Origin of the sequence: Pontibacter chitinilyticus (assembly GCF_039748935.1) — a bacterium.
In the GTDB taxonomy this organism is placed as follows: Bacteria; Bacteroidota; Bacteroidia; order Cytophagales; family Hymenobacteraceae; genus Pontibacter; species Pontibacter chitinilyticus.
The window spans coordinates 416,097-439,303 of sequence record NZ_JBDIZJ010000001.1 but is presented as its reverse complement, the minus strand read 5'-3'; the positions used below and the strand labels follow the sequence as shown (position 1 = coordinate 439,303).

Genomic DNA, 23,207 nt, shown 5'->3' with positions numbered 1-23,207 from the left:
ACAGAACCATGCTATATATCCCGGCAGCCACTTACAGGCTACAATTATCCCATAAATTTACCCTGCGCCAGGTGCGCGCGCTGGTGCCTTACCTGCACGAGCTGGGCATCAGCACCATTTATGCAGCTCCGTTTTTCTGTTCGCGGCCCGGCAGCGAACACGGCTATGACGTAACGGCTCCTTACCAGATCAACTCCGAAATTGGTACCAAAGAAGAGCTAAAGAACATTGCACAGGAGCTGAAGCAGCGCCGCATGGGCTGGCTGCAGGATATTGTGCCCAACCACATGGCCTATCATCCGGATAATGTCTGGCTGATGGACGTGCTGGAGAAAGGACCGCAGTCGCACTTCTACACCTTTTTCGATATTGATTTCCAAAACCCGGAGTTCAACGGGCAGGTGATGGTGCCTTTTCTGGGCGAACCGCTCTCCCAGGTAATAGCGCAAAAGCAGCTGCAGCTGGGCCTCAGCGAAAAGGGTTTTACTATCAGTTATTTCGATAATGAATACCCGGTGAGCGTAGCCAGCTACCGGGCACTACTGAAACAGGTGCAGCAACTGAGCAGCGCCGCGGAGGTGAGCGATGAGGTGCCAAAGCTTTTAAAAGAACTGCACCACTTTGAGGAGATGGAAAGTATAAGTCCGGCTGCCTGGAACAATTTCAAGGCCCGGCTGTACAGCCTCACCAACCGGGAAGTATGGCTGCAGGCACTGAATGCTACCCGCCAACACATCAACGACAACGCTGCTGAAATGCAGCAGTTGCTGGACAAACAGCACTGGGTACTTTGCTTCTGGCAGGAAACGGAAAAACGCATCAACTACCGCCGCTTCTTTACTGTAAATGACCTGATCTGCCTGAGCATAGAGCGGCCCGAAGTATTTGAGCAGTATCACCAGTTCATCAAACAACTGTATGAGCAGGACCTGGTGCAGGGGCTTCGGGTAGATCACATCGATGGGCTTTTCGACCCCACTACTTACCTGCAGCGCCTGCGCCAACTCGCTCCGGATGCTTATATCATAGTAGAGAAAATACTGGAAGGCGAAGAAGAGTTGCCACCACAATGGCCCATTCAGGGCAACAGCGGGTACGATTTTCTGGCTTGGGTCAGCAACCTATATACCTCTGGCAAGGGGCAACGCAAGCTCACCAATATCTACAACCGCCTGGTGCCCTCTGCTGCTAAAAACTACGAGCAGTTTGTATATGAAAAAAAGCAATACATTCTCCAAAACTACATGCAGGGCGAATGGCAGAACCTGCTGCGCATACTGCAGGAGCGCCAACTAATCCCTCTGGAGCAGGAAGATAAATGGCGGCGCGCACTTGGTGCCTGGCTTTCTGCTTTCCCGATTTACTGCATCTACGGCAACAAGCTGCCGCTGCCTGAGTCGGACCTGGAGATCGTGGACAAAGCTTTTTCAGAAGCGCAACAACGGGAGCCTGACCTAGCCGAACAGTTTAAAGGATTGCGCCAAGTTTTTACGGTAGCCCCCGACGACAGCGAGGAACGCCTGCACGACAAGTTATACTTTGTGATGCGCAGCCAGCAATTCACAGGTCCTTTGGCAGCTAAAGGCGTGGAAGACACTACCTTCTACAACTACAACCGCCTGCTGTCACTGAACGAAGTAGGCAACAGCCCTGACATTTTTCACCTGGACGCCACCGAATTTCACGAGCGCATGCAGTATAAACTGCGCACCTACCCGCACTCGCTGAACGCCACAGCCACCCACGATACCAAGCGTGGTGAGGGTGCCCGCGTGCGCCTGAACGTGCTGGGAGAACTGCCCGAAGAATGGGAACAGCAGGTGACTACCTGGATGGAGCTCAGTAAAAAACATACAACAAAGCTAACCAACAATGATTTATACTTCTTCTTCCAGACGTTGCTGGGCGTAATGCCGCTGCATGGCCGCGTGGAAGACAGCCTGGTGGAGCGCTTGCAGACTTTCCTGCCCAAAGCCTTGCGCGAGGCAAAAGCGAATACCAACTGGTCGGAGCCGAATGAGCCTTATGAAGATGCCATCAATGACCTGGCGCAAACACTGCTGCAGCAGGATCCCGCCTTCATGGAATCGTTCCTGCCCTTCTTCCGCAAGATTGCCCATTACGGCTGGCTATACTCGCTGGGCCAGGTGCTGCTGAAGGTAGCCACGCCGGGTATACCCGATGTGTACCAGGGCTGCGAGTTTTGGGACCTTAGCCTGGTGGACCCCGACAACCGCCGCCCGGTTAACTATGAAAAACGCCAGCGATACCTGCAGGGATTAAAAAAGCTGGAGCAGGAAGACAAGGCAGGTTTGCAGCGGCAACTGCTGGAACAGCCCGAAGATGCACGCGTAAAGCTGTATACCTTGTCGAAAGCGCTCTACTTCCGCCGCGACACGCAGGCTCTGTTTGACACCGGTGCGTACATCCCGCTGCAGGCAACCGGCACCAATGCCGCGCATGTGCTGGCCTTTGCCCGCCAGCAAGAGCAGCAGTGGTGCATCGTCGTGGTGCCGCTGCTGATAGCCAGTTTAGTAGCGCCCGGACACCTGCCTTTGGGAGAGGAAGTATGGCAGGATACAGCCATTACCCTCCCCGAAAATGCGCCGCAGCAGTGGCAATCCGTTTTTGGCACCAAATCCCTGTCGGCCACAGGAAGTATAAAGCTGGCTGCTATTTTAAAATCATTCCCGGTAGGACTTATAACCGCAACAACAGCATGATCATAGATAAACGCAGTGCAGGACTTTTGCTGCACATCACCTCTCTCCCCTCCCGCTTCGGTATTGGCGATCTGGGGCCGGAAGCTTACGCTTTTGCCGACCTGCTGCAGGAGGCTGGGCAACGGTTCTGGCAAATATTACCGCTCAACCCTACTGAAATGGAGTATGGCAATTCGCCCTATAGCAGCCACTCAGCCTTTGCCGGCAACCAGCTGCTGATTAGCCCTGAACTGCTGGTGCAGGATAAGTTGCTGAATGACGGGGACTTGAAAGCTGCTCCTGATTTCAAGGAAGATCATGTTGACTTCGAACCGGTGATTGCTTTTAAAAATGAAGTATTGAAAACTGCTTTCGATAACTATATTGCTTCCCCTAATAAAGACCTCAAAAAAGCGTATGATGCTTTTCAACAGGAACACAAAGCCTGGCTTCTGGATTTTGCTTACTTCGTAGTCTTTAAAAAGCAATTTGGAGGCAAAGACTGGTCTGAATGGCCGAAAGAGATTAAGCAGCGCCAAAAAGAGGCTATGCAGGAGCTTGGTAAAGAGTTGGAGACTGACATGGAGAAAGAAAAGTTCATGCAGTTCCTGTTCTATCGCCAATGGGATCAGCTGAAAGCCTACTGCCACCAGCGCGGCATTGCCTTTTTTGGAGACATGCCTTTTTATGTAAGCCACGACAGCGCTGATGTATGGTCGAATCCACAATACTTTAAACTTGATGAGGAAGGGCGGCCTACTGGTGTATCAGGTGTGCCACCGGACTTTTTCAGCGAAACAGGCCAGCTATGGGGCACGCCGGTATACGACTGGCAGGAACTGGCAAAGCATCATTACGAATGGTGGATACGCCGCATTGACCACAACCTGCACCTCTTCGGGTTGCTGCGCCTCGATCATTTCCGCGCCCTCTCGGCTTACTGGGAAGTGCCTGCCTCCGAGAAAACAGCTATGAACGGCGCGTGGATGCCATCTCCGGGCAGCGATATTCTGCGCCTGGTGCAGCAGCAAAATCCACAAATGCCGATTGTGGCAGAGGACCTCGGAGAAATTGACCAGCCAGTGCGCGATCTGATCAAAGAGTTTGACCTCCCTGGCATGCTGGTGCTGTTGTTTGCCTTTGAGAGCAACGAGAAAGCTTTTGAGGGTTCTTTTGTGCCCCACAACCATACCCGCAACAGCATTGTATACACCGGCACACACGACAACAGCACCGTTCGCGCCTGGTACGAAACGGCCAAAGCCGGGGACCGGAAACTGCTCAGCGACTACAGCTTCCATCAACTTACGGAAGAGAACGTGCATGAAGTAATGGTGCGGCTTGCCCTTGCCTCTGTGGCGCAACTGGCCGTGCTGCCTGTGCAGGATGTGCTGGGCTTAGGAGCAGAAGCTACAATGAACAAGCCCTCCACCTCCACCGACAACTGGGAGTGGCGCTTAAAACCCGGGCAGTTCTCCAGCAAAGAAGCTAAAGCTCTTGGGGAGTTGGTGACGTTGTATGGGAGGGCACCGGCAAAGTAGTAATTTAATTAGGAAGGCATCAGGGGATACAGGTTTTGGCATGTGTCCCTGATGCTTTTTGCGATATGCCGTAGCCATGCAGAATGCTTTGAAGTTTATTTGGCTACACTTGGTAGCTGTCGTTCTTCCTCAGTTTTATACTTGTCCTGTTGCACCTCTTGTTTTGGAGCGCTCGCGCGTGGCGTGAACCTGCGCTGGCGCGCTGCCCTGCAGGCACCGGAACCCGCCAAGGCGCTCAGCCCAAGGACTGGAATCTTTCTCATAGCTCAAGCTTTTACTTTAGCTCAAGTATAAGAAGAGTACTGATAAGAACGCTGGCGCGAATATCCAGATCAGTGACTTGAGGTGAAGGGGAAGTCTCTGACTTCCCCTTTACTTTAAAGGACAAAGCAGCACCACGAAGCGAAGCCTATACTATAGCGTGTATACTTCAACTCCCTTCTTCAGCCGAATTACCCTCCTCGAAGGGGCTAGGGGTTGGTTCATCATTCAAAACCTACAACGCTTATACTTGTGCTAAAGCAATTACATTCTCCCCTCCTTAGACAATCGAGAACGCGAGTTCGAAGCTTGCCAGCGTAGCTCTGAGGGGCAGGGTGATTGGACCCGGAAAACACCTACAATACCTGCATTAGGTTGTGTGGGCACTACTGTTCTCTTTTACTAATTCCGACATAGCAGTCACGTGGTCCAGGTAATGCGATGTATACGCATCGTTGGAGGCATTTATGTAGAGCACCGTACCACCCTGCACCGCATTGATAATTTCCTCATGATGTTCCATCGGGATGGCCGGGCAGCCAAGGCTACGCCCCAACCGGCCGTTTTGCTTGATAAAGGCCTCAGAGGCATACTCGGCACCATGCATCACAATACACCGGTCGCGGGCATTGGTGTTGAAACCTTCATCCTTCCCATCCAGCCGCAGCGACAGGCCGTGCTTGCCGCTATAGGTCACATCTGTTACATAAAAGCCGATGCTGCTCATGTAGGACTCATTCTGATTGGAAAAGTGCTCAGCTAGGTTCTCGCCAGAGCCACGCCCGTGCGCTACATAGGTATTGAACAGCACATCCTTTTTATCAAGGTCTAACACCCATAGCCTTTTCGTTACCGAAGGTTTTGAAAAGTCTATGATCGTGATCACCTGTTTGTCAGAGACCACATCATCATGGCGCATATTATAGTAGCCCGTCAACGCTTTTTCGAAGATCTCAAACCGGAGGCCCTGCTTCTGTAGGTTCATCTGCTGGTAAAGGGTATAAGCTACCTTGTTGAAGGGCATCACCTTGTAATCCGATGTGCGTTCCTTCAGTTGCCGGCTAACCGTTTTGGCAGAGCTTGATGTCATGGGAGTAGCTACAGGCGACAGTACAAGCGGTGCGAAGAGCGGCAAGAGCTTTCTTGTCATTTTTCTCCTTTTGCGGCGGCTTACGGTTGGCTTTCTCATAGGTCGTAATTTTAGTTCTGTCAACTAGTAGTTTACGGCTTCTAGTGGCGCCGGTTTAAAAGGGGCCTTTCTGGTGCTATAAAATATCTAGAGCTGGCATCATTTTAACCTAATTTGTTGTTATACACCGAGAACGGTTATTTTATCACTGGAATACAGATATGAAATCCATTAAGAGCAGCTCCTTTATACTATATATTTTGCTGATGCTGCTAACCAATTGCGGGGGCAAGAAAACGTTGCGCGGGGTATTTCAGAAGCAAACGCCTTACGAACGCTATGCTGCCAAGCTAAAACAGGCGGAGCTGGACAAAACAGCCTTGGGGCAAGCCTGGCTTGAGGCGGGACAAAAAGCATTAACGGATTCCCTGACAGTCACCATGCCCTTCAAGGAAACCGGCTACTTCTCTTCTGATAAGCCTAAAGCACTCGGCTACCGCGTGGAGGCGAAGCGAGGTCAGCGCATTGTCATCAACCTGGAAATGAAAGCCCGTGAAACAGTACAGGTTTTTATGGACATGTTTGAAGCACCGGAAAGTCCTGCCGACGCTCCGGAGCATGTAGCTGCTGCCGACACTTCGGCTACCACGCTCATCTACGACGTAGAGGACGACCGGCTGCACATTGTGCGGGTACAGCCTGAGTTGCTGCGCAGCGGCCAGTATACGGTTACCATAAAGGCAGAACCCACGTTGGCCTTTCCGGTGCCGGGCAAAAGCAGCCGCAATATTGCCAGCGTTTGGGGCGATCCGCGTGATGGAGGCACCCGCCGGCACGAAGGCGTCGATATTTTTGCTAAACGGGGTACGCCTGCCCTCGCGGCTTCAGCGGGAATTATAACCCGCGTCAATAAAACGCCCATTGGAGGCAAGGTCGTGTGGCTGTCGGATGCCAACCACCGGCAAAGCTTATACTATGCACACCTCGACAGCCAGTTGGTAGCGCCGGGGCAGCGCGTAGCCGTTGGCGATACGCTTGGTCTGATCGGCAATACCGGCAATGCCATTACGACGAACCCGCACCTGCACTTTGGTGTTTACCGGTTTGGCACAGGCGCTACAAACCCCTACCCTTACCTGCACGCACCACAGGAGCAGGTGCCGACGCTAAAAGTGAACGCAGCAAATATCGGTAACTGGGTACGTGTAACTGCCAAGGCTGCTGCGGTGCACCTGACGCCTTCTGCCAAGGCAACGGCATACCGTACGCTGCCCCGCTACACACCACTGCAGGTAACAGGCGCTACGGCGAGCTGGTACCGGGTTCAGCTGCCCAATGGCTCCGAAGCTTACATTGCGTCGACTATTGTAGAGGCGGCTGCCAAACCGGTGAAATATGTGCAACTGGTTAGCAAAACCGATTTGCTGGATGATGCTTACCCCGATGCCCCTGCAAAAGACAGTGTAGCAGCAGGCAGCAAAGTGGCCGTACTGGGCACCTATAGCCAATATAACCTGGTGCGCAACGGCGATGGCGTGATCGGCTGGATCGATGTGGCCGCTACCTTCAGCGCACGTTAGGGGAGTTTATTCTACTCAGAAAAGCCGCTTAAAGGCGGCTTTTCTGTTTCCATACTTGCCGCCTGTGGCAATCCCGTTTACTTAATGCGTGCGTGTTTCTCTATTCTGCTTATCTTTACAGCCACATTCAACTGAAACTTAAACTACGTTACATTTGAAGCTAGCCGCCATTGACATTGGTTCTAACGCAGTGCGATGCCAGATATCCAGCGCATTGAACCAGAACGGGAAAGTAATCTTTAAGCGCGTTGAGTATATCCGGTACGCGATCCGCTTAGGCGAAGATGTTTTCAGCCAGGGCTTTATTAGCGAGCAGAAAATCCAGAAATTCATCAAGCTATTGCATGCCTTTAAGCTTTTGCTGGAGGTGCACGAGGTAGACCATTATATGATTTGCGCCACCTCGGCCATGCGTTCATCCCGGAATGCGGAGGAAGTGCTGCTTCGCGTACGCGAAGCCCTGAATATGGAAATACAGGTGATCGATGGTGTGATGGAGGCCGATTTGATCAACCGGGTCATTGTCAGCTTTCTGGATGAGCGTAATTACCTGCACATTGATGTCGGCGGCGGCAGTACCGAATTCAACATCTATGTTAATCGTGAAAAGATGGCGTCGCGCTCTTTTGAGCAGGGCTCCATCCGGCACATGCAGGGCAGCGAATCAGAAGTACTTTGGAACAGTATGCGTGAGTGGATAGAATCAAATGCCAGAAAGTACCACCTGATGCGGGCTGTTGGAACGGGCGGTAACATGAATAAGATTTTTGAATTGGCTGGAAAAACAGTTGGCAAGCCTATTTTCCGGAAACAGATGGAAGAAGTAGCGCAACGCATTGCCGCCATGAGTATGGAAGAGCGCCTGACGAAACTACTCCTGAACCCCGACCGCGCCGACGTTATTCTGCCGGCAGCCGAAATATACTTATCAGCCATGAAGTGGGCAAAGCTGGAAAGTATGTTGGTGCCTAACGTAGGCCTGAAGGACGGCATGCTGCACGCCCTCTACGAGCGCTACCATCCCGAACGTTTTACCATCGACAGCATTAACTAATTGATGAATGGCTAAGATTGCGAAATGGCTAAATAGTTGTTTAAAGTCCGCCAGCATCCATTTGTATTGCTCCTGCTATTTTTCGATTTAAGCCATTATTCCTCTTCTCTCTAAGGAGTTCATCATATAAGAAGAATACGGACGCTTTTTCCCTTTAATTACTATAATCTTTCTGAACCTACAAAGCATACAACTTTAGCTTTATGCACTTTATGACACTCCACTGTTCGAGTGTTCAGCGAAGGTCTTGATTCTTTTGCACTCCCCTCCTTCTTTCAAGGAGGGGTGCCGCAGGCGGGGTGGTTCCTCTCATCAAGGAGAAAAGTGGGGCCTAGCCGGCGAGGTGAAACTCTAGCTAAGCGCCTAAACCGTAACACCAGTATTTGGCTTTATTTCTGGCAATTTAAAAGAATTAATCTCTGCTTTTCAAGCAGTGTGTACTATGCTGATCTTAACGTGTGTTGCTTGTGTGTCCCTGCGGGCCAGTGAAGTCAGAGATCTTACCTTCACCTCAAGTCACAAATGTGGAGATTCGCACCAGTAAATAGAGGATGAAACCCCCTGGAGATAAGGTTAGTTATAGAAAGTAATGGCTATGTTCAAACGGATCATCTTACACAGAAGAAGGAAGTAATAGCCACAAGAAAGCGTTGCAACTATACTGTAAGTATAAATTGCAGCGCTTTTTTGAAAGTAGCACCTTACACCAACTCCATGGTCGGCTCTTCGCTATACGCTTTGTTGTAAAACACTTTGTGTATGTCCACACTCTCTTCGCTTGCGCTGACACGTTTCTTGGCATAGGTGCCGTCTTCGCGCATGATGTAAGAATTCTGGTTATCCAGCAGGTTGTAGTAGAGAATGTTGATGGCCTCCCGCTTCAGCTCCTCGTTCACGATCAGGAACAACGCTTCAATGCGCCTGTCGAAGCTGCGCACCATACAATCGGCACTACCGCCATATACTTTCGGCTCGCCATTGTTATGGAAATAATAGATGCGGGCATGCTCCAGGTACTCGCCCACGATACTTTTCACTGATATGTTCTCACTCAGATCCTCCCGCCCCGGCCGTAGGCAGCAGATGCCACGCACGATCAGCTTGATTGGCACGCCTGCTTTGGAAGCCTTATAAAACTCATCAATCACCTCTTTATCCTCCAAAGAGTTGATCTTGATCACGATGCCGCTTTTCAGCCCCTTCTTTGCATTGCGCGCCTCATGCCGGATCAGCTCGATCAGGTCGTGGCGCATTGCTTTTGGCGAGGTCATCAGGTACTTATAGTCGTTTGGCCTAGAGTGCCCGGTAATAACGTTGAAGAACTCCGATACATCATGTGCATATACCTCATTGGTCGTCAGCAGGCTAATATCGGTATAGGAACGGGCGGTCTGTTCGTTATAGTTGCCGCTGCCAATGTGCACATACCGCGTTACTTTCTCCCCTTCTTTTCGGATGATCATCATCATCTTGGTATGCGTTTTATACTTGCTGAGGCCGTAGATCACAAAGCAGCCGGCCTTTTCGAGGCGCTCCCCTTCCTTGATGTTGCGCTCTTCATCGAAGCGTGCTTTCACTTCAAATAGAACCGATACGTGCTTGCCGTTTTCTGCCGCTTTGAGTAGTGCCGCCGTTACGCGAGACTGGTCGGCAAGGCGGTAGATGGTCTGCTTAATCCCCAGTACCGACGGATCTTCGGCGGCCCGCTCCAGCAAATTTACAACAGGCTCCATACTGTTATAGGGGTGGTGGAGCAGCACATCATGTTCTTTCAGGTACTCAAACATCTCTACCCCATCGGCAGGCAGGCTGAGGGGCAATACCGCTGAAGGTTGCCGGAAGCCCTTGTCTCTGAACTGCCGGTGATTGACGATCTGCCACAGGCCCCGCAGGTCCAGCAAGCTGTTGATGGTAAAAACGTTGGCATTATCAATGGTCCAGCGCTCCTTCAGCACCTTCATCATAAACAGCGAGGGGTTCCGCTCTACCTCCAGCCGAACCACACGCCCCTTCTTACGGGTTTTAAGCTTAGCCTTGATCTCCTGCACAAAGTCGGCTTCCAGGTCATCCGACTCCTCCAGTGTAAAGTCTCCATTGCGCGTAATCCGGAACAGGTTCACCGAAACGATCTCGACGTTGCGGAACAGCTTTTTAATTTTCCAGCGGACAATCTCCTCTATCGGCACAAAAATGATCTTCTCTTTGCGCTGAATTTCAAAGAAACGGGCCAGGTTCTGCGGTATCTGCACAAACGTAACACGGTCCTGCGCTTTCTGCTCTTCCGTGGTGCGGGTAACGATGCCGAAAGTAAGCAACTGATTCATTAACAGCGGAAAGCCATGGTAGTTGTCGAATACCATGGGGGTCAGCAGCGGGTAAATGGTATTCTTGAAAAAAGAATCTGCTTTTTTCTGCTCAATCTCAGTGAGCTCACTCACCTTAAGTATATCAAACCCGCTCTTGCAGAACAGGGGCTTCAACTCGTTGTTGTACGTCAGGTACTGGTCGTTTACAAACCGGTGTGCGTAGTCGAGCAGCTTCTTGCGGAAGGGCAGCTCTCGCAGCCCGGAATAGTCCGTGCGCTCTTTGCCATAATCGATGTAATTGTACAAACTACCTACCCGGATCATGAAGAACTCATCCAGGTTAGAAGAGGTAATGGCCAGAAATTTGAGCCGGTCGAACAGGCTCTTGCCTGTGTCGCGAGCCTGGTCGAGCACACGGTAGTTGAACCGCAACCAGCTGAGATCGCGGCTAATGTATTTACTTTTCTTTATCTGGTCCGAAACCTTATTGATAAGCATGTTCTCTCGTGTTAATGAAGGGCTGTGCATTGCCGTAGCAGGTATAAGCTAGGTCAAAATATAACGAAAATCGTATATAAAATGGATTCAAATGCTAATTTAATTTTTTAATCCCTATTTTTCAGGATCTACCCAAAACAAATGCTATCCCTTTCTCAAGTTATTGCTTAAATCCATGGCACAGCTGCAGGTTCGTGTTGCCGCACAACTAATTTTCAGGTGCTAAGTATACAAAGCATCATCTAAAGCTGCTTCAACATGGATGCTACTGATATACCCGGAGATAGTACCTATGCTTTTCCGCCGCTGCCGCTGGAGGATTGGGAACCTACTAAAGAAACCCTGCACCTTTTCCTGCAGGTTGTAGGGAAGATACGGCTGGAGTTGATGCCGCGCCGCAACCACTGGTGGAACGTTACGCTGTATGTGACCAGCCGTGGCCTGGGTACCGGCCCTATTCCCTATAAATTTTATACGTTTGAAATAGATTTTGATTTTATCGATCATCAGCTCCGCTTGCATACCAGCACCGGTGCCACCGAAGAACTAGCGTTGCAGGACGGGCTGACGGTTGCCGGGTTTTATACAGCTGTAATGAAGGCGCTGGAGGTGCTGGGTATTCATGTTGAAATCCTGGCAAAGCCTTACGATAATGTAAGTACCGTTCCGTTTGCCGAAGACCACGTGCACGCAACATACGATGCGGAATGGGTGAACCGCTACTGGCGGGTGCTGGTGAGTGTAGATCAGGTGCTAAAGGAGTTTAGCGGCCGCTTTTATGGTAAAACCTGCCCTGTGCAACTCTACTGGCACCACATGGACCTGACCGTTACGCGCTTCTCGGGTAAACGATTGCCACTGCGCGAGGGCGCCAGCGTAGTCGAAAAGGACGCTTATTCGCACGAGGTCATCAGTTTTGGTTTTTGGCCCGGCGACGCGCAGGTGCGCTTTCCGGCTTTCTACGCGTATACCTTTCCATCGCCCAACGGCTTGGATCAGGAGCCCCTACAGCCGCAGCAAGCCTCGTGGGTAGAGTCGAATGGCAGCCCGATGGCCCTGTTGAACTACGAAGAGCTACGGCAATTAGAACAGCCACGGCAAGCGCTACTTGACTTTCTGGAAAGCGCTTACCAGGCGGGTGCCAAGCTGGCGCAGTGGCCGGAGGAAGCGTTAAAAGTATTGCCGCTGGAGCGGTAGCCGCTGCTATTCTGCTGGTTTACTTTCAATCTGTTTGTCCTGCTTTATTCCGTTGCTTTTTCGTCTGCGCTTCCCGTCGGCTCCCAGAGTTCTATCTTGTTTCCTTCGGAGTCTAGTATATGAACAAACTTCCCATACTCAAACGTTTGAATTTCATCCAGAATCGTCTCGCCGTTTTGTTGTAATTTATTTACTAGTCCCTGAATATTCTGCACCCTGTAATTGATCATGAAGTCCTTCTTAGAAGGTGCGAAATAGTCACTACCCTTTTTAAATGGACTCCACTGCAGTTGGTTGATTTCCTCGGGTCTGCTTACATTTCTGGATTCAAAGGTGGAACCATACGCGTTGGTTTCAAGCCCGAGGTTCTTTCGATACCAGGCCATCGTTTCTTCGGGGTTTTCGGATAAAAAGAAAATTCCACCAACTCCCGTTACCTTCGGAGTTGCATCGTTTGCTGAAGCGCTGTTTGCCGTTTTTTTCTGTTGTTCTTCCATCTTATTAATTCTTTACAGGATTGCACTTTTAAGTATGTCTAAATCAAAAACACAGCGGCCATACTTACTAGTTGTATACTACCCACACGTTGTATAGTATAGCTTAAGCTCCCGCTTAAAAGCTATACCCTGCAGAAACTCCAAAATTTTGTGCTAAGAAACCCGTGCTAGTTATGACAGGACTCCAGTTGAGCCTGAACATAAACCCATTATCCAGCGGCTGAAAGCGATAACCTACATTCATATACCCGTTTGTCCCCCAGCCATTCTTACCTATGATTTTTGGATTTGTGGGACTGTTAAGAACCGTGTTCGCGTAATAAGGTGAAAGCCCTAAGCCTGCTTCAAAGGAACTTTTGATTTCGCCAAGGAGGTAGTTTAAGCCTATTGGAAACGCAACAGCACCTTTCGCTTTATTTCCGGTTTCAGCATTTATGGTTCCTGTAAAGTTGCCTCCAATTCCTACACGAAATCCGAGCCCACGCGGCACACCCCTGTTCAACCGCATGTCGTAGTTAACAGAGGCTTGCAAGCCTTGGCCGAAAGCTTCAATAAACACTGCTTTTTTATAGCTATCCGGGTTTGGTGTCTGAGCTTTCGCTTGTAAAAAGAATACCACAAGTATAGCGGCAAGCAATTGTGTTTTCATAGGGTATAAATGCTGGCTAACGACTTGTATAAATGACGAACAAGGCGTAGCCGAGGCATAACTGCTATGCTTTGTTGTGAAAAAGCTGTTTAAATGGTTTTGACTACTATGCCTAAGTTTTTATCAAGATGAGCATTCATAAAGTTTGCATACTTCTTAGCACCGTACTTCAGGATTCTGCTACTCCACCATCTAAAGTCATTCTTCCTTTTCCACTCTGGATGCTCAATTGATATTTTTATAAATTCTGTGTCTAATGCTTCTATTCTTCCTTTAAACTCCTGATGGTCATTAAACTGGCCTAAGTTTGGGTCTACCAGAAAAGTCTCGATAGGCTCCCTGATAAGTTCTAAATCATGTTCAAGTTCAGGTTGGATGCCGTGATACCCGTTCTTCATTTGCTCAACTAATGACTCCCACTCTTCAATTGCCTGATAGGAAGTATCAAGGTATTTAGCTCCTATTCTTTTTGAAAGAGCCATGAAAACTTTACTATAATCCCCTTTGTATTTCATGCTTTAGCTTTTTCACAACGTTATTCGTGCAGCCGATGGGCGAGGCGTAGCCGAGCATAAAAGCTGCACCGTGTTGAGTGGAGTAATTCTATTCTTCTTCGACTACAAAACGGATTACCTTAACCTTTCCTTCTTTGTCAATTGCTACTTCAGCAGCTTCACATACATCTGTATCTGGGATACAGGCACCAACCATAAAAATAAAAGCTCCATTATCATATTTTATAAATTCTGTTCCTGTGAGATAAAGCTCAATATTTTGTTCAAAAATGTCTTTTGTCAAAGAGGCTTTTACGAACGGCTGTTGGTTCTGGAGTATGGTAACGTCAGCAACTCTATTATGGCTATGCACTAAAAATTTACCCAAGTGGTCTGTTGCTTCATGGACTACAGCACTATCATTAAGGCTATAGTTGTACGTGCTAATATGATATACTCCATTTACATGAATAATTGTATCTTCTTTAAAAATTTCATGGTCGAGAGGCCAGTATTCACGTCTGACTTCTTCAACTGATTTTGTTGAAATCTCTTTTACAATTCCAGGAGTTTCAGCTGAGGTTGTTGGTAAAGTTTCAACTTCTAAATCTTTGTTTGTACTACACGACATGCAACAAAGAACTGAAAGAACCGAAGCTAAAAATTCTTTTTTCATTGATTATTTATTTCACTCAACGGTTTAGTACATAAAGCGAACGAGGCGTAGCTGAAGTTTGGTTTATGTGCAGGGTTAGCGTGTATATTTCTTTCTATTTTTTTCGCTGAATGTAATATCAATATCCCGCCACCCAAAGACTTCTCCAAAATGTGTAAAGACCTTCCAACATGGTACATTTCGTAACACCCTCAAAGCTTCTTTTTCAAATTCTTCGCTAACGCTGTGCCGAACTTTTGCCTGCACTATCTTTCCCTCACTGTCCGTTTCAAAATCTATGGACACATCCTCTCTCTTATTCGGTAATTCTTCCCAATTTATGTTAGAGTAAATGAAGCTTTCTAATGTATCCCTATTGCTATATGAGCAGTCTGGCGAAGCGTAATATTTGGTCCTTACCACGGCTCCACTTTCAAACGTGAATTTTATTTCATTTTCAAAGGCATTCCAGTATCTCTCCCCACTTCCTACCCAATAAACTCCGTTAACCCAGTCAGCCTTCATTTTTCCGTCAACGAACTTCTTGTTGATGGCCTTCTCAACCAATGAGTTGATTTCCTTGCCATCCTTGCAGTTTTTTACTTTTGTTAGGTACAACTGCCCGCCTTCTATAGTCCATTCTGCCGTAAAATTCCTCCAGCAACCGCTATCCATCCAATCCTTATTAACACTCTGTAACTTCTCTTTAAGTTGGGTAAAAGACTCAAGCGGGGAATCAACTGTGTTGCTATACAGATAATATTTACTCCCTTGGTAATACAAAACGTCAGGGTCTTGGTCGGTTGCCCAAGCATCAACAAAAAATAAGACAAATAAAATGTTGAAGATGATTTTCATTAATTTATATGAACGCTAACTATAGTGTATAAGGAGCCATTCCGGTTATTGCCATTATGTGCGGAAGTGGTTAGGCCTGATTTACTCCGGGTTTTTTTAGCTTTTCAATTATTTTAGCAGCTTCCATAGTATATCCTTTAGCCAATATAAAGAATTTTCGAAGAGTATCAAGCAGACGTACCATGCTTTATATGTAGTGGCAGTACCAACTTCATCTTAGGCCGCAACAATAACATTCTCAGGCCGGGAGGCCTGCTAAACAAAACCATCACCTGCCAGCAGGTGCTCCAAACGGGGCTGGCTTGGACTTCCGCTACTTTCCGCCCTTTACCGCACTGGCAAAGGCAACACCTACCTCTTCTACTCTGACTACGGCTATTAGCACCTGCCTGAAGAAAAGGTACTCATCTTCAGGCAGGTGTCTTACATAACATGAACTCCGGGTATAGCACAAAAAAGGCGGCTGCACCTCCGGAAAGGTGCAGCCGCCGCTGTTAAAGTATAAATTTCCGTAAATTACACGTCTACGCGGGCATACTTGGCATTGCGCTCAATAAAATCACGTCGTGGTCCTACTTCATCTCCCATCAGCATAGAGAACAGGTGATCCGCTTCAGCAGCAGACTCGATGGAGACACGTTTTAAGCTGCGGGTAACAGGGTCCATGGTTGTATTCCAGAGCTGTTCCGGGTTCATCTCACCCAGACCCTTGTAACGCTGCACCCCAACACTATCTTCCTTGCCTTTGCCTAGCTCCTGAATGGCATTAACACGGTCCTGCTCGCTCCAGCAATAGCGTTCTTCCTTGCCTTTCTTTACCAGGTAAAGCGGCGGAAGCGCAATGTAGATATAACCGTTCTCGATCAGTTCTTTCATGTAGCGGAAGAAGAAGGTCAGGATCAGGGTACGAATATGTGATCCGTCCACGTCCGCATCCGTCATGATGATCACGCGGTGGTAACGGAGTTTTTCCATGTTCAGCGCTTTATCATCTTCCTTGGTGCCAAAGCTAATGCCGAGGGCCGTGATCATGTTCTTGATTTCTTCATTCTCGTAAATGCGGTGCTCCTGTGCTTTCTCCACGTTCAGGATTTTACCACGCAATGGCAGGATAGCCTGAAACTTCCGATCACGGCCCTGCTTGGCAGATCCGCCGGCTGAGTCACCCTCCACCAGGTAGATCTCGCAGTTTTCCGGGTTATTATCGGAGCAGTCGGCTAATTTACCGGGTAAGCTGGTGCTGGAGAGCACGCTTTTGCGTTGCACCATTTCACGGGCTTTACGGGCAGCAAACCGCGCCTGCGCAGCCAGTATCACCTTCTGCACAATCGTGCGGGCCTCTCGTGGGTGCTCCTCCAGGTACTGGTTCAGCATTTCGCCTACGGCCGTATCTACTGCACCGGAAACTTCCGAGTTACCCAGCTTGGTTTTGGTCTGTCCTTCAAACTGCGGCTCCTGTACTTTTACAGAGATTACTGCTGTTAAGCCTTCCCGGAAGTCGTCGCCGGCAATATCAATCTTCACCTTATCCAACATACCGGATTTCTCGGCATATGATTTCAAAGTACGGGTAAGCGCACGGCGGAAACCAGCCACGTGCGTACCGCCCTCAATAGTGTTGATGTTGTTTACGTAAGAGAAGATGTTCTCAGAATACGAGGTATTATACTGCAAAGCAATCTCCACTGGCACGCCGTTTTTCTCGCTCTCCACGTGGATAGGCTCCGGAATCAGGTTCTCGCGTGTCTCGTCCAAGTACGCTACAAACTCTTTCAGGCCACCCTCCGACAGGAAAGATACTGAAAGTGGCTCGCCCTGGTCATCCATCTCGCGCAAATCCTGCAGGTTAATGCGAATGCCCTTGTTCAGGAACGAGAGCTCGCGCAGGCGGCTGGCAATGGTGTCATACTTATACTCGGTGGTAGTAAAGATAGAGGCGTCCGGCTGAAAGCGAACAGTAGTACCTGTTCTCTCCGTCTCACCAATTTCGCGCACCGGGTACTGCGGCACACCTATCTTATACGCTTGTTCAAATATCTTCCCATTGCGGTTAACGGTTACCAGCAGGTCGGTGGAGAGCGCGTTTACGCAGGATACACCCACACCGTGCAGACCACCGGAAACCTTGTACGTGTCTTTATCGAATTTACCGCCGGCGTGCAGCACCGTCATTACTACTTCCAGCGCCGAACGTCCTTCTTTGTGGTGAAAATCCGTAGGAATACCGCGTCCGTTGTCGGATACAGTGATCGAGTTATCCTCGTTGATAGTTACAGAGATTTCATCGCAGTGGCCGGCAAGGGCTTCGTCGATGGAGTTATCTACAACCTCCCACACCAGGTGGTGCAGGCCCTTGATACCGATATCGCCGATGTACATGGCCGGACGTTTCCGAACGGCTTCGAGTCCTTCCAGTACCTGAATGCTATCTGCTGAATAATTGTTGGCTATTTGCTTTGTTCCTTCTACTTCACTCATGTGTGTTATACTGTAGATTTAGTAGGTAAAATTACCACTTTTATTTCGTTTATACTATACTTTTGGCAGCCATACTTGCTGCCCGGTTCCCGCTTTAGCAATGCTACAGCAATGGTACTTGTATAACCGTCTAAGTATAAACGCTTTTGGCCTGCTTTTAGTGCCTTTTACTGCCGGGCTCCTCCCTCTAAAACACAAAAAAGGCACCTGCCAATGCGGGCGCCTTTTTAGCTACATAAATTAGAAAGCCTAAGGATACATGTATGCTCAAAAACCCCAGATACCTATCTATAGCTTCTTTAAGGCAGCATTTAGCAGTACCTTATTCCAAGCGGGCCTTCACCTTTATCCGCGAAACCATTTTACGGTTAAAGTCATAATATTCCGGGCCGTACGGAGCGGTGTTGTCGAGCTCTTCTACACCAATAATTTCATACTTGCGGCCTTTGCCTGCCAGAAAGCTGAGCTTGGTTCTGGCATTCTGCAGCGCCTGCTCCATCATGGTTTCCTGCAGCTTTATTTTTTGCGACGGATTCAGGAAGGTACCCATTACGTTAATGCTGAAAGGAATATTGCGCCGGAGCAGGTCCTTGGCAATTTGGCCGTACAGGGTACTGTCCTCCACCGTCAGCATGTAGGTCACACTGGTCTGGTACATGTCAGGCTTTATCTTCTGCCCCATCTGCTCGGGCATGTAGTTGATAAAGATGTTTTCGTTTGTCTTTACCATATTGGGCACCTTGCGCTGCAGTGAATCGGCCCAGGTCACAAACTGGTCGCGCTTAGCTACCGGGCCATTGTAGGACAAGTTGAGCCGGTAACCTGCCTCGGGCATCTGTTGCTCATATTCGCCAATCACCTGCAGGTAATTTTCCCCGGCATCAGACTGACGCGTGGTGCAACTGCTGAACGCAGTAAGGCTGCAGGCTAAAGCCAACAGGACTAGTGTTCTTTCTTTCATAGTTTTAGCTTAAGTATAGGATACTTCTATATAGTGCTTCAATATCGAGAATCATGCCAAAGGAACAGGCAGCTGCGCTAAAATTTTCTGAAGCCTTGTATACCAAAGCAGTTCTTTTTTTCTGGAGATTTGCAGCTTAAATCCGTGCTGATGCGAACTTTCCTGCTGCTGCTTGTTTCGAACGTTTTTATGACCTTTGCCTGGTATGGGCATCTGCGTTTTAAAGAGGTCGCTCTCTGGAAAGCTATACTGGTGAGTTGGCTCATTGCCTTCTTCGAGTACTGCTTTCAGGTGCCGGCCAACCGCCTGGGTTATGGCCAGTTTTCCGCATTTGAGCTCAAGACCATGCAGGAGGTAATCACCCTGACTGTGTTCATTTGCTTTTCGGTGTTATACCTGCGCGAGGAACTGAGATGGAATTATATCGTTGGCTTTGTGCTGCTCCTGGCCGCGGTGTTCTTCGTGTTTAAAAAGTGGTGACCTTGGCCATTAACTGCTGCATCAACTTCTACTTTTCCATTCAACTGACAAGCAGCCCAACCGGCTTATACTTGTGCGCCTATACTATCTGCCTGGCGCTGCGTATCTGCCTGAAAGAAAACCCTGCCTGTGCTGACGCGTTACTTTATAGTAGCGAACAGAACGTATTAATCACACAAAAACACAGGAGAACAAACTATGGCTATGAACTTTGAAAACTATCTGAAGGATGCTAAAACGTGGCTACACGAACTCAGCGGCTTTCTGGGGATAGACGACGAACAAAAGACTGCCCGCATTTTCAGGGCTGTGCTTCATGCGCTACGCGACCGCATTCCAACTGGGGAAGCGATCCACTTCGGATCTCAGTTGCCCATCATTTGGAAAGGAATATATTACGATGGCTTTCACCTGCACGAGCCTATGCGTATCCGGCACGAAGATGAGTGGCTGGAGTTTATCCGGAGCAAAGATACCTACACTGGCGAGGCTGACTTCCCGACGCTGGACCATACGTACTACGCGTTTCAGGACGTGATGAAATTCCTGCGCAGCCACCTGTCAGCGGGGCAGTACAAGCAAATTACGCACGCTCTGCCTTCCGACGTGAACCTTCCGGCATAATTTTCTTTTTGCACCATATCCGAAAAGCCCGTTCTCAAGCGGGCTTTTTCTATGCGCAGTTGCTGGTCAGGGCAACAGCCTTTACGTTGGTAGCGCATGCCTTAGAGCTGGGTAGCTGCTCCTGACTTGGGTAACGAATTGATGAACTGGTTTTTGCCAGCGCTTTAGATAAGTATACGGTTGCTTTTGGCTGCTTTCTGCCCCTATACTTGCAGTTGCCAACCTGCGGCCATACCTTTGCAGCATGTGGCGCAGCAATGCTATCGGCCTGAGTATTCTGATCATCTACCTGATGACGACGTTCCGCTTTTTAGCTCCTGTCGTACATTATCAGCTCAACTATGAGCACATGGCCACCGTGCTCTGTGTAAACCGCGACAAGCCCATTGCTATGTGCCTGGGCAAATGCCAGCTGAAGAAAGAATTGCGTCAGTTGCACCCGCACGGCTCCGGCAAAGACGATCTGACGCTTCTGCTGCATGCCTTCCATGTAACAGAAGCTCTTCCGAACGCCGCCTTCGCTCTTTCCGCATCTTTTTACCCAGAGTCGCAGGCGCCGCAGGGTAGGTATACTTACCTGCTGCTATGCGTATCGCTGCCCCCCACCTACCATCCGCCACAAGTATAACGCTTTCCGATGTTGCTGCAATACAGGCAGCAACCTTTATACTTATACATTAACATCCCGAATTTAAAAGCGGATAATAACCTCATGAAAAGACTTTTCATAGTGCTGGCACTGCCCTGTGCGTTGCTGGCAAGCTGCAATAAAGGCCCTACTGTGCAGGAACAAAAGGCAGCCTTACAGGACCAGGTGATGGCGACGCACGACGAAGCCATGAACAAAATGGGCGACATTTACCACCTGCGCCGCGACATCCGGAGCTTGCGCGATTCGCTGGTAGCACAGCAGACCGACACTACCCGTTTACAACTATTGCAATTGCACCTGCAGCTCCTGGGCAAAGCCGACGAAGCCATGATGAATTGGATGCACCAGTATCATGCGCCCGATAGCCTGGCCAATGAGCAAGCCATCGATTACCTGAAGCAGGAGCAGGAAAAGATCAATAAAGTAAATGCAAAAATGGACAGCACCATTGCGGCTGCCCGGCAAACTTATAACACATATGAACAGAAAAAATAAGAAGTATAATCACGCCGTATTTTTCCCAATGCTGGCTTTAAGCGCTTTGCTGCTCTACGGCTGCAATGGCAATAGCAGCAACGAAGCCCGCAAACTGCCTATACTTGGTGAACGCGATGTGGTGGAGCACCAGGTAAATGGCAAAACAGTAGAAGATACCGCGTACCTGGCTATTCCGCCTTTTGCTTTTGTAGACCAGGACAGCCAGGTAGTGACTAATAAGACCTTCGACAACAAAGTATATGTGACGGATTTTTTCTTCACTACCTGCCCCAGCATCTGCCCGAAAATGAAAACGCAAATGCTACGCGTATACGATAAATTTAAGACCAACCCCAATGTGCTGCTCCTCTCCCATACGATTGACCCGGAACACGACTCCGTGGCTGTTCTGAAAGATTTTTCGGAGCGGCTGGGTGTAAAAGCTGACAAGTGGCATTTTGTAACCGGCAACAAAGACAGCATTTATGCTATTGCCGAGAAATACCTGGTACCCGTGCAGCAAACCAAAGGTGCGAACGGGGGGTACATACATGGCGGCCATTTTATGTTGATAGATGGCAACCGCCACATACGCGGTGTATACGACGGCACCGATCCGCTGGAAGTAGACCAGCTAATGACAGACATTCCAGTATTGCTGAACGAGGAACAGCAGCATGCGAAAAAGTAGGATAATAGCGGTGGTGACGGGCCTTGCGGCCCTCACCACCCTTACCCAATGTTTTACAGAGCAGCAGAACGAAGGGCAGCGGGTGTATGCGGCCAACTGCGCCAGTTGCCACATGGACGACGGCAGCGGCTTGCGCGGTGTTATTCCGCCGCTTGCCAAAGCGGATTACCTTGCCTCGCACCGCAAGCAGCTTCCCTGTTTGGTGCGGCAGGGCATGAACGGGGAGGTTACGGTAAACGGGGTTAGCTACAACCGCCCCATGCCGCCTATGAATAAGCTGCGCGATGACGAGATCGCCAACCTGCTCAACTACATCCAAACGAACTTTGGCAATAAGAACGAGCGCTATACTATGCAGGAAGTAAAAGATTACCTGGAGTTCTGCCCCAGGCGCTAAGCTCGTTTAAAGGCGTGGCAGGCCTTCCAGCACATCTTCCAGCCGGTAGGCAGGGTCGGCATTGTACCAGTCGCGGATCAGGCGGAAAGAGATAGACACCTGCGGCGGGGGCAGAAAGGTGCCTTCCCGTAGTCCGTCTGCAATGGCATCGCGCGTAAACCAGCGCGCGTCTTCCATTTCTGCATAGTTCACCTCTAAGTCGCGGGTGCTGGCTGTAGCCATAAAGCCTACCATAACAGAAGCCGGAAAGGGCCAAGGCTGTGAGGAGTGATACGTTATACTTGCCAGTTGCACGCCTGTTTCCTCCTTTGCCTCCCGGGCTACTGCCTGCTCCAGTGTTTCGCCGGGCTCCAGAAAGCCTGCCAGGGTGGCGTAGCGGTACTTTGGCCACGCCGCCTGGCGCCCCAGCAGGCAGGCATTGCCTTCCGAAATAAGCATGATCACGGCTGTATCGGTGCGGGGAAAATGGTGCAGGCCACAACTTTCGTTCGTACATTGGCGCATGTGGCCGGCCTCCATACTAACCGTCAGGCTGCCACAGTTGGGGCAATACAGGTGGCGCAGATTCCAATGCAGCAACGCCCGGGCATGGGCAAGTATAGCACTCTCTTCCGGAGGTAATTGCAAAGCCACGTCTTTCAGGTCTTTGAACACGAAGGGGGACTGCAGGTATTTTGTCAGTTCCTCCGCCTGCTCTTCAAAGCCTAGCACAAAATAGGGTACTTCTCCCTCTAACCCCAGAAACACCCGCGCCATGGGCTCCAGTGCTTCAGCCTCTTTCCAGGACAGAGACACGGGCTGTAGCTGGCCATCCTCCAGTTCCCGGAGCAGGTGCAGGTTGTTGTGCAGCAATAGAAATTGCGCCTGCGGATGCTTCCGGAGAAGCTCTAGTTGCGCCCTATTCGTACGTAAGTCAAAGCGGCGGTCCAGCGGGTTATGAGAGAAGTAGTTCATCTTTTCCATCGTCTTATTAAGGGCCGAAACTTAGTACATTTCTTTCAATTTACCAGTTAGCTGCAGCGAAGC

General features: G+C 49.5%; 22 protein-coding genes. 11 read left to right on the top strand and 11 right to left on the bottom strand.

Features of this window, described 5'->3' with window-relative positions; translation table 11 throughout:
* Window positions 1-8 precede the first annotated feature (8 nt).
* Together treY and malQ are read left to right on the top strand one after the other, a co-directional pair.
* Entirely contained in the window at window positions 9-2,723 is a 2,715-nt protein-coding gene (treY, locus tag ABDW72_RS01860) for a malto-oligosyltrehalose synthase (RefSeq protein WP_347156750.1), read from the top strand.
* Entirely contained in the window at window positions 2,615-4,243 is a 1,629-nt protein-coding gene (gene malQ / locus ABDW72_RS01855; RefSeq protein ID WP_347156749.1) for a 4-alpha-glucanotransferase, read from the top strand. The genes treY and malQ overlap by 109 nt, the downstream gene beginning before the upstream one ends.
* Window positions 4,244-4,338: 95 nt before the next feature.
* Here malQ and ABDW72_RS01850 read toward each other — a convergent pair whose 3' ends face one another.
* On the bottom strand, window positions 4,339-4,506 hold the full coding sequence (locus ABDW72_RS01850; protein WP_347156748.1) for a hypothetical protein: 168 nt from the start codon (window positions 4,504-4,506) through the stop codon (window positions 4,339-4,341).
* A 368-nt stretch (window positions 4,507-4,874) separates the two neighbouring features.
* On the bottom strand, window positions 4,875-5,693 hold the full coding sequence (locus ABDW72_RS01845) for a murein L,D-transpeptidase catalytic domain family protein (RefSeq protein WP_347156747.1): 819 nt from the start codon (window positions 5,691-5,693) through the stop codon (window positions 4,875-4,877).
* Window positions 5,694-5,854: 161 nt separating this feature from the next.
* On the opposite strand from ABDW72_RS01845, the gene ABDW72_RS01840 reads away from it, so the two are divergent.
* Both ABDW72_RS01840 and ABDW72_RS01835 read left to right on the top strand, forming a co-directional pair.
* Window positions 5,855-7,213, top strand: a complete 1,359-nt coding sequence (locus tag ABDW72_RS01840) for a peptidoglycan DD-metalloendopeptidase family protein (protein WP_347156746.1) — start codon at window positions 5,855-5,857, stop codon at window positions 7,211-7,213.
* Between the two features lie 154 nt (window positions 7,214-7,367).
* Entirely contained in the window at window positions 7,368-8,267 is a 900-nt protein-coding gene (locus ABDW72_RS01835) for a Ppx/GppA phosphatase family protein (RefSeq protein ID WP_347156745.1), read from the top strand.
* Window positions 8,268-8,968: 701 nt separating this feature from the next.
* Here the strand turns inward: ABDW72_RS01835 and ppk1 are convergent.
* Window positions 8,969-11,071, bottom strand: coding sequence for a polyphosphate kinase 1 (ppk1, locus tag ABDW72_RS01830; RefSeq protein ID WP_347156744.1), 2,103 nt, complete (start codon window positions 11,069-11,071; stop codon window positions 8,969-8,971).
* A 258-nt stretch (window positions 11,072-11,329) separates the two neighbouring features.
* Here ppk1 and ABDW72_RS01825 point away from each other — a divergent pair, with 258 nt between their 5' ends.
* Complete coding sequence (locus ABDW72_RS01825) at window positions 11,330-12,268, top strand: DUF5996 family protein (RefSeq protein ID WP_347156743.1); 939 nt, start codon at window positions 11,330-11,332, stop codon at window positions 12,266-12,268.
* A gap of 44 nt (window positions 12,269-12,312) precedes the next feature.
* Here the strand turns inward: ABDW72_RS01825 and ABDW72_RS01820 are convergent, their stop codons facing one another.
* From ABDW72_RS01820 to ABDW72_RS01790, 7 genes are all read right to left on the bottom strand, one after another.
* Entirely contained in the window at window positions 12,313-12,765 is a 453-nt protein-coding gene (locus ABDW72_RS01820; protein ID WP_347156742.1) for a VOC family protein, read from the bottom strand.
* 115 nt (window positions 12,766-12,880) lie between these two features.
* Window positions 12,881-13,414 (bottom strand): hypothetical protein, encoded by a 534-nt coding sequence (locus ABDW72_RS01815; RefSeq protein WP_347156741.1) that lies wholly within the window; start codon window positions 13,412-13,414, stop codon window positions 12,881-12,883.
* A gap of 89 nt (window positions 13,415-13,503) precedes the next feature.
* Window positions 13,504-13,929, bottom strand: coding sequence for a hypothetical protein (locus ABDW72_RS01810; protein ID WP_347156740.1), 426 nt, complete (start codon window positions 13,927-13,929; stop codon window positions 13,504-13,506).
* An 88-nt stretch (window positions 13,930-14,017) separates the two neighbouring features.
* The gene (locus ABDW72_RS01805) at window positions 14,018-14,584 is read right to left on the bottom strand and encodes a DUF4738 domain-containing protein (protein WP_347156739.1); all 567 of its coding nucleotides are present in this window, start codon (window positions 14,582-14,584) and stop codon (window positions 14,018-14,020) included.
* A gap of 75 nt (window positions 14,585-14,659) precedes the next feature.
* Window positions 14,660-15,421, bottom strand: coding sequence for a hypothetical protein (locus ABDW72_RS01800; RefSeq protein ID WP_347156738.1), 762 nt, complete (start codon window positions 15,419-15,421; stop codon window positions 14,660-14,662).
* Between the two features lie 516 nt (window positions 15,422-15,937).
* Window positions 15,938-17,899, bottom strand: coding sequence for a DNA topoisomerase (ATP-hydrolyzing) subunit B (gene gyrB, locus ABDW72_RS01795; RefSeq protein ID WP_347156737.1), 1,962 nt, complete (start codon window positions 17,897-17,899; stop codon window positions 15,938-15,940).
* Window positions 17,900-18,221: 322 nt separating this feature from the next.
* Window positions 18,222-18,860 (bottom strand): SIMPL domain-containing protein, encoded by a 639-nt coding sequence (locus ABDW72_RS01790; protein ID WP_347156736.1) that lies wholly within the window; start codon window positions 18,858-18,860, stop codon window positions 18,222-18,224.
* A gap of 150 nt (window positions 18,861-19,010) precedes the next feature.
* On the opposite strand from ABDW72_RS01790, the gene ABDW72_RS01785 reads away from it, so the two are divergent.
* The 6 genes from ABDW72_RS01785 (at window position 19,011) to ABDW72_RS01760 (ending at window position 22,181) form a co-directional block, all read left to right on the top strand.
* Window positions 19,011-19,340 (top strand): DMT family protein, encoded by a 330-nt coding sequence (locus ABDW72_RS01785; RefSeq protein ID WP_347156735.1) that lies wholly within the window; start codon window positions 19,011-19,013, stop codon window positions 19,338-19,340.
* A gap of 198 nt (window positions 19,341-19,538) precedes the next feature.
* The gene (locus ABDW72_RS01780; RefSeq protein ID WP_347156734.1) at window positions 19,539-19,964 is read left to right on the top strand and encodes a DUF2267 domain-containing protein; all 426 of its coding nucleotides are present in this window, start codon (window positions 19,539-19,541) and stop codon (window positions 19,962-19,964) included.
* 244 nt (window positions 19,965-20,208) lie between these two features.
* The gene (locus ABDW72_RS01775; RefSeq protein WP_347156733.1) at window positions 20,209-20,592 is read left to right on the top strand and encodes a hypothetical protein; all 384 of its coding nucleotides are present in this window, start codon (window positions 20,209-20,211) and stop codon (window positions 20,590-20,592) included.
* 84 nt (window positions 20,593-20,676) lie between these two features.
* Window positions 20,677-21,111: a hypothetical protein gene (locus tag ABDW72_RS01770; RefSeq protein ID WP_347156732.1), complete on the top strand. Its 435-nt coding sequence runs from the start codon at window positions 20,677-20,679 to the stop codon at window positions 21,109-21,111.
* Entirely contained in the window at window positions 21,095-21,784 is a 690-nt protein-coding gene (locus tag ABDW72_RS01765; protein WP_347156731.1) for an SCO family protein, read from the top strand. The genes ABDW72_RS01770 and ABDW72_RS01765 overlap by 17 nt, the downstream gene beginning before the upstream one ends.
* The gene (locus ABDW72_RS01760) at window positions 21,771-22,181 is read left to right on the top strand and encodes a c-type cytochrome (RefSeq protein WP_347156730.1); all 411 of its coding nucleotides are present in this window, start codon (window positions 21,771-21,773) and stop codon (window positions 22,179-22,181) included. Before ABDW72_RS01765 ends, ABDW72_RS01760 begins: the two co-directional genes overlap by 14 nt.
* A gap of 6 nt (window positions 22,182-22,187) precedes the next feature.
* On the opposite strand, the gene nudC is transcribed toward ABDW72_RS01760, so the two are convergent.
* A complete protein-coding gene (gene nudC / locus ABDW72_RS01755) occupies window positions 22,188-23,144 on the bottom strand; it encodes an NAD(+) diphosphatase (protein ID WP_347156729.1) in 957 nt (318 codons plus the stop codon).
* Window positions 23,145-23,207: the final 63 nt, after the last annotated feature.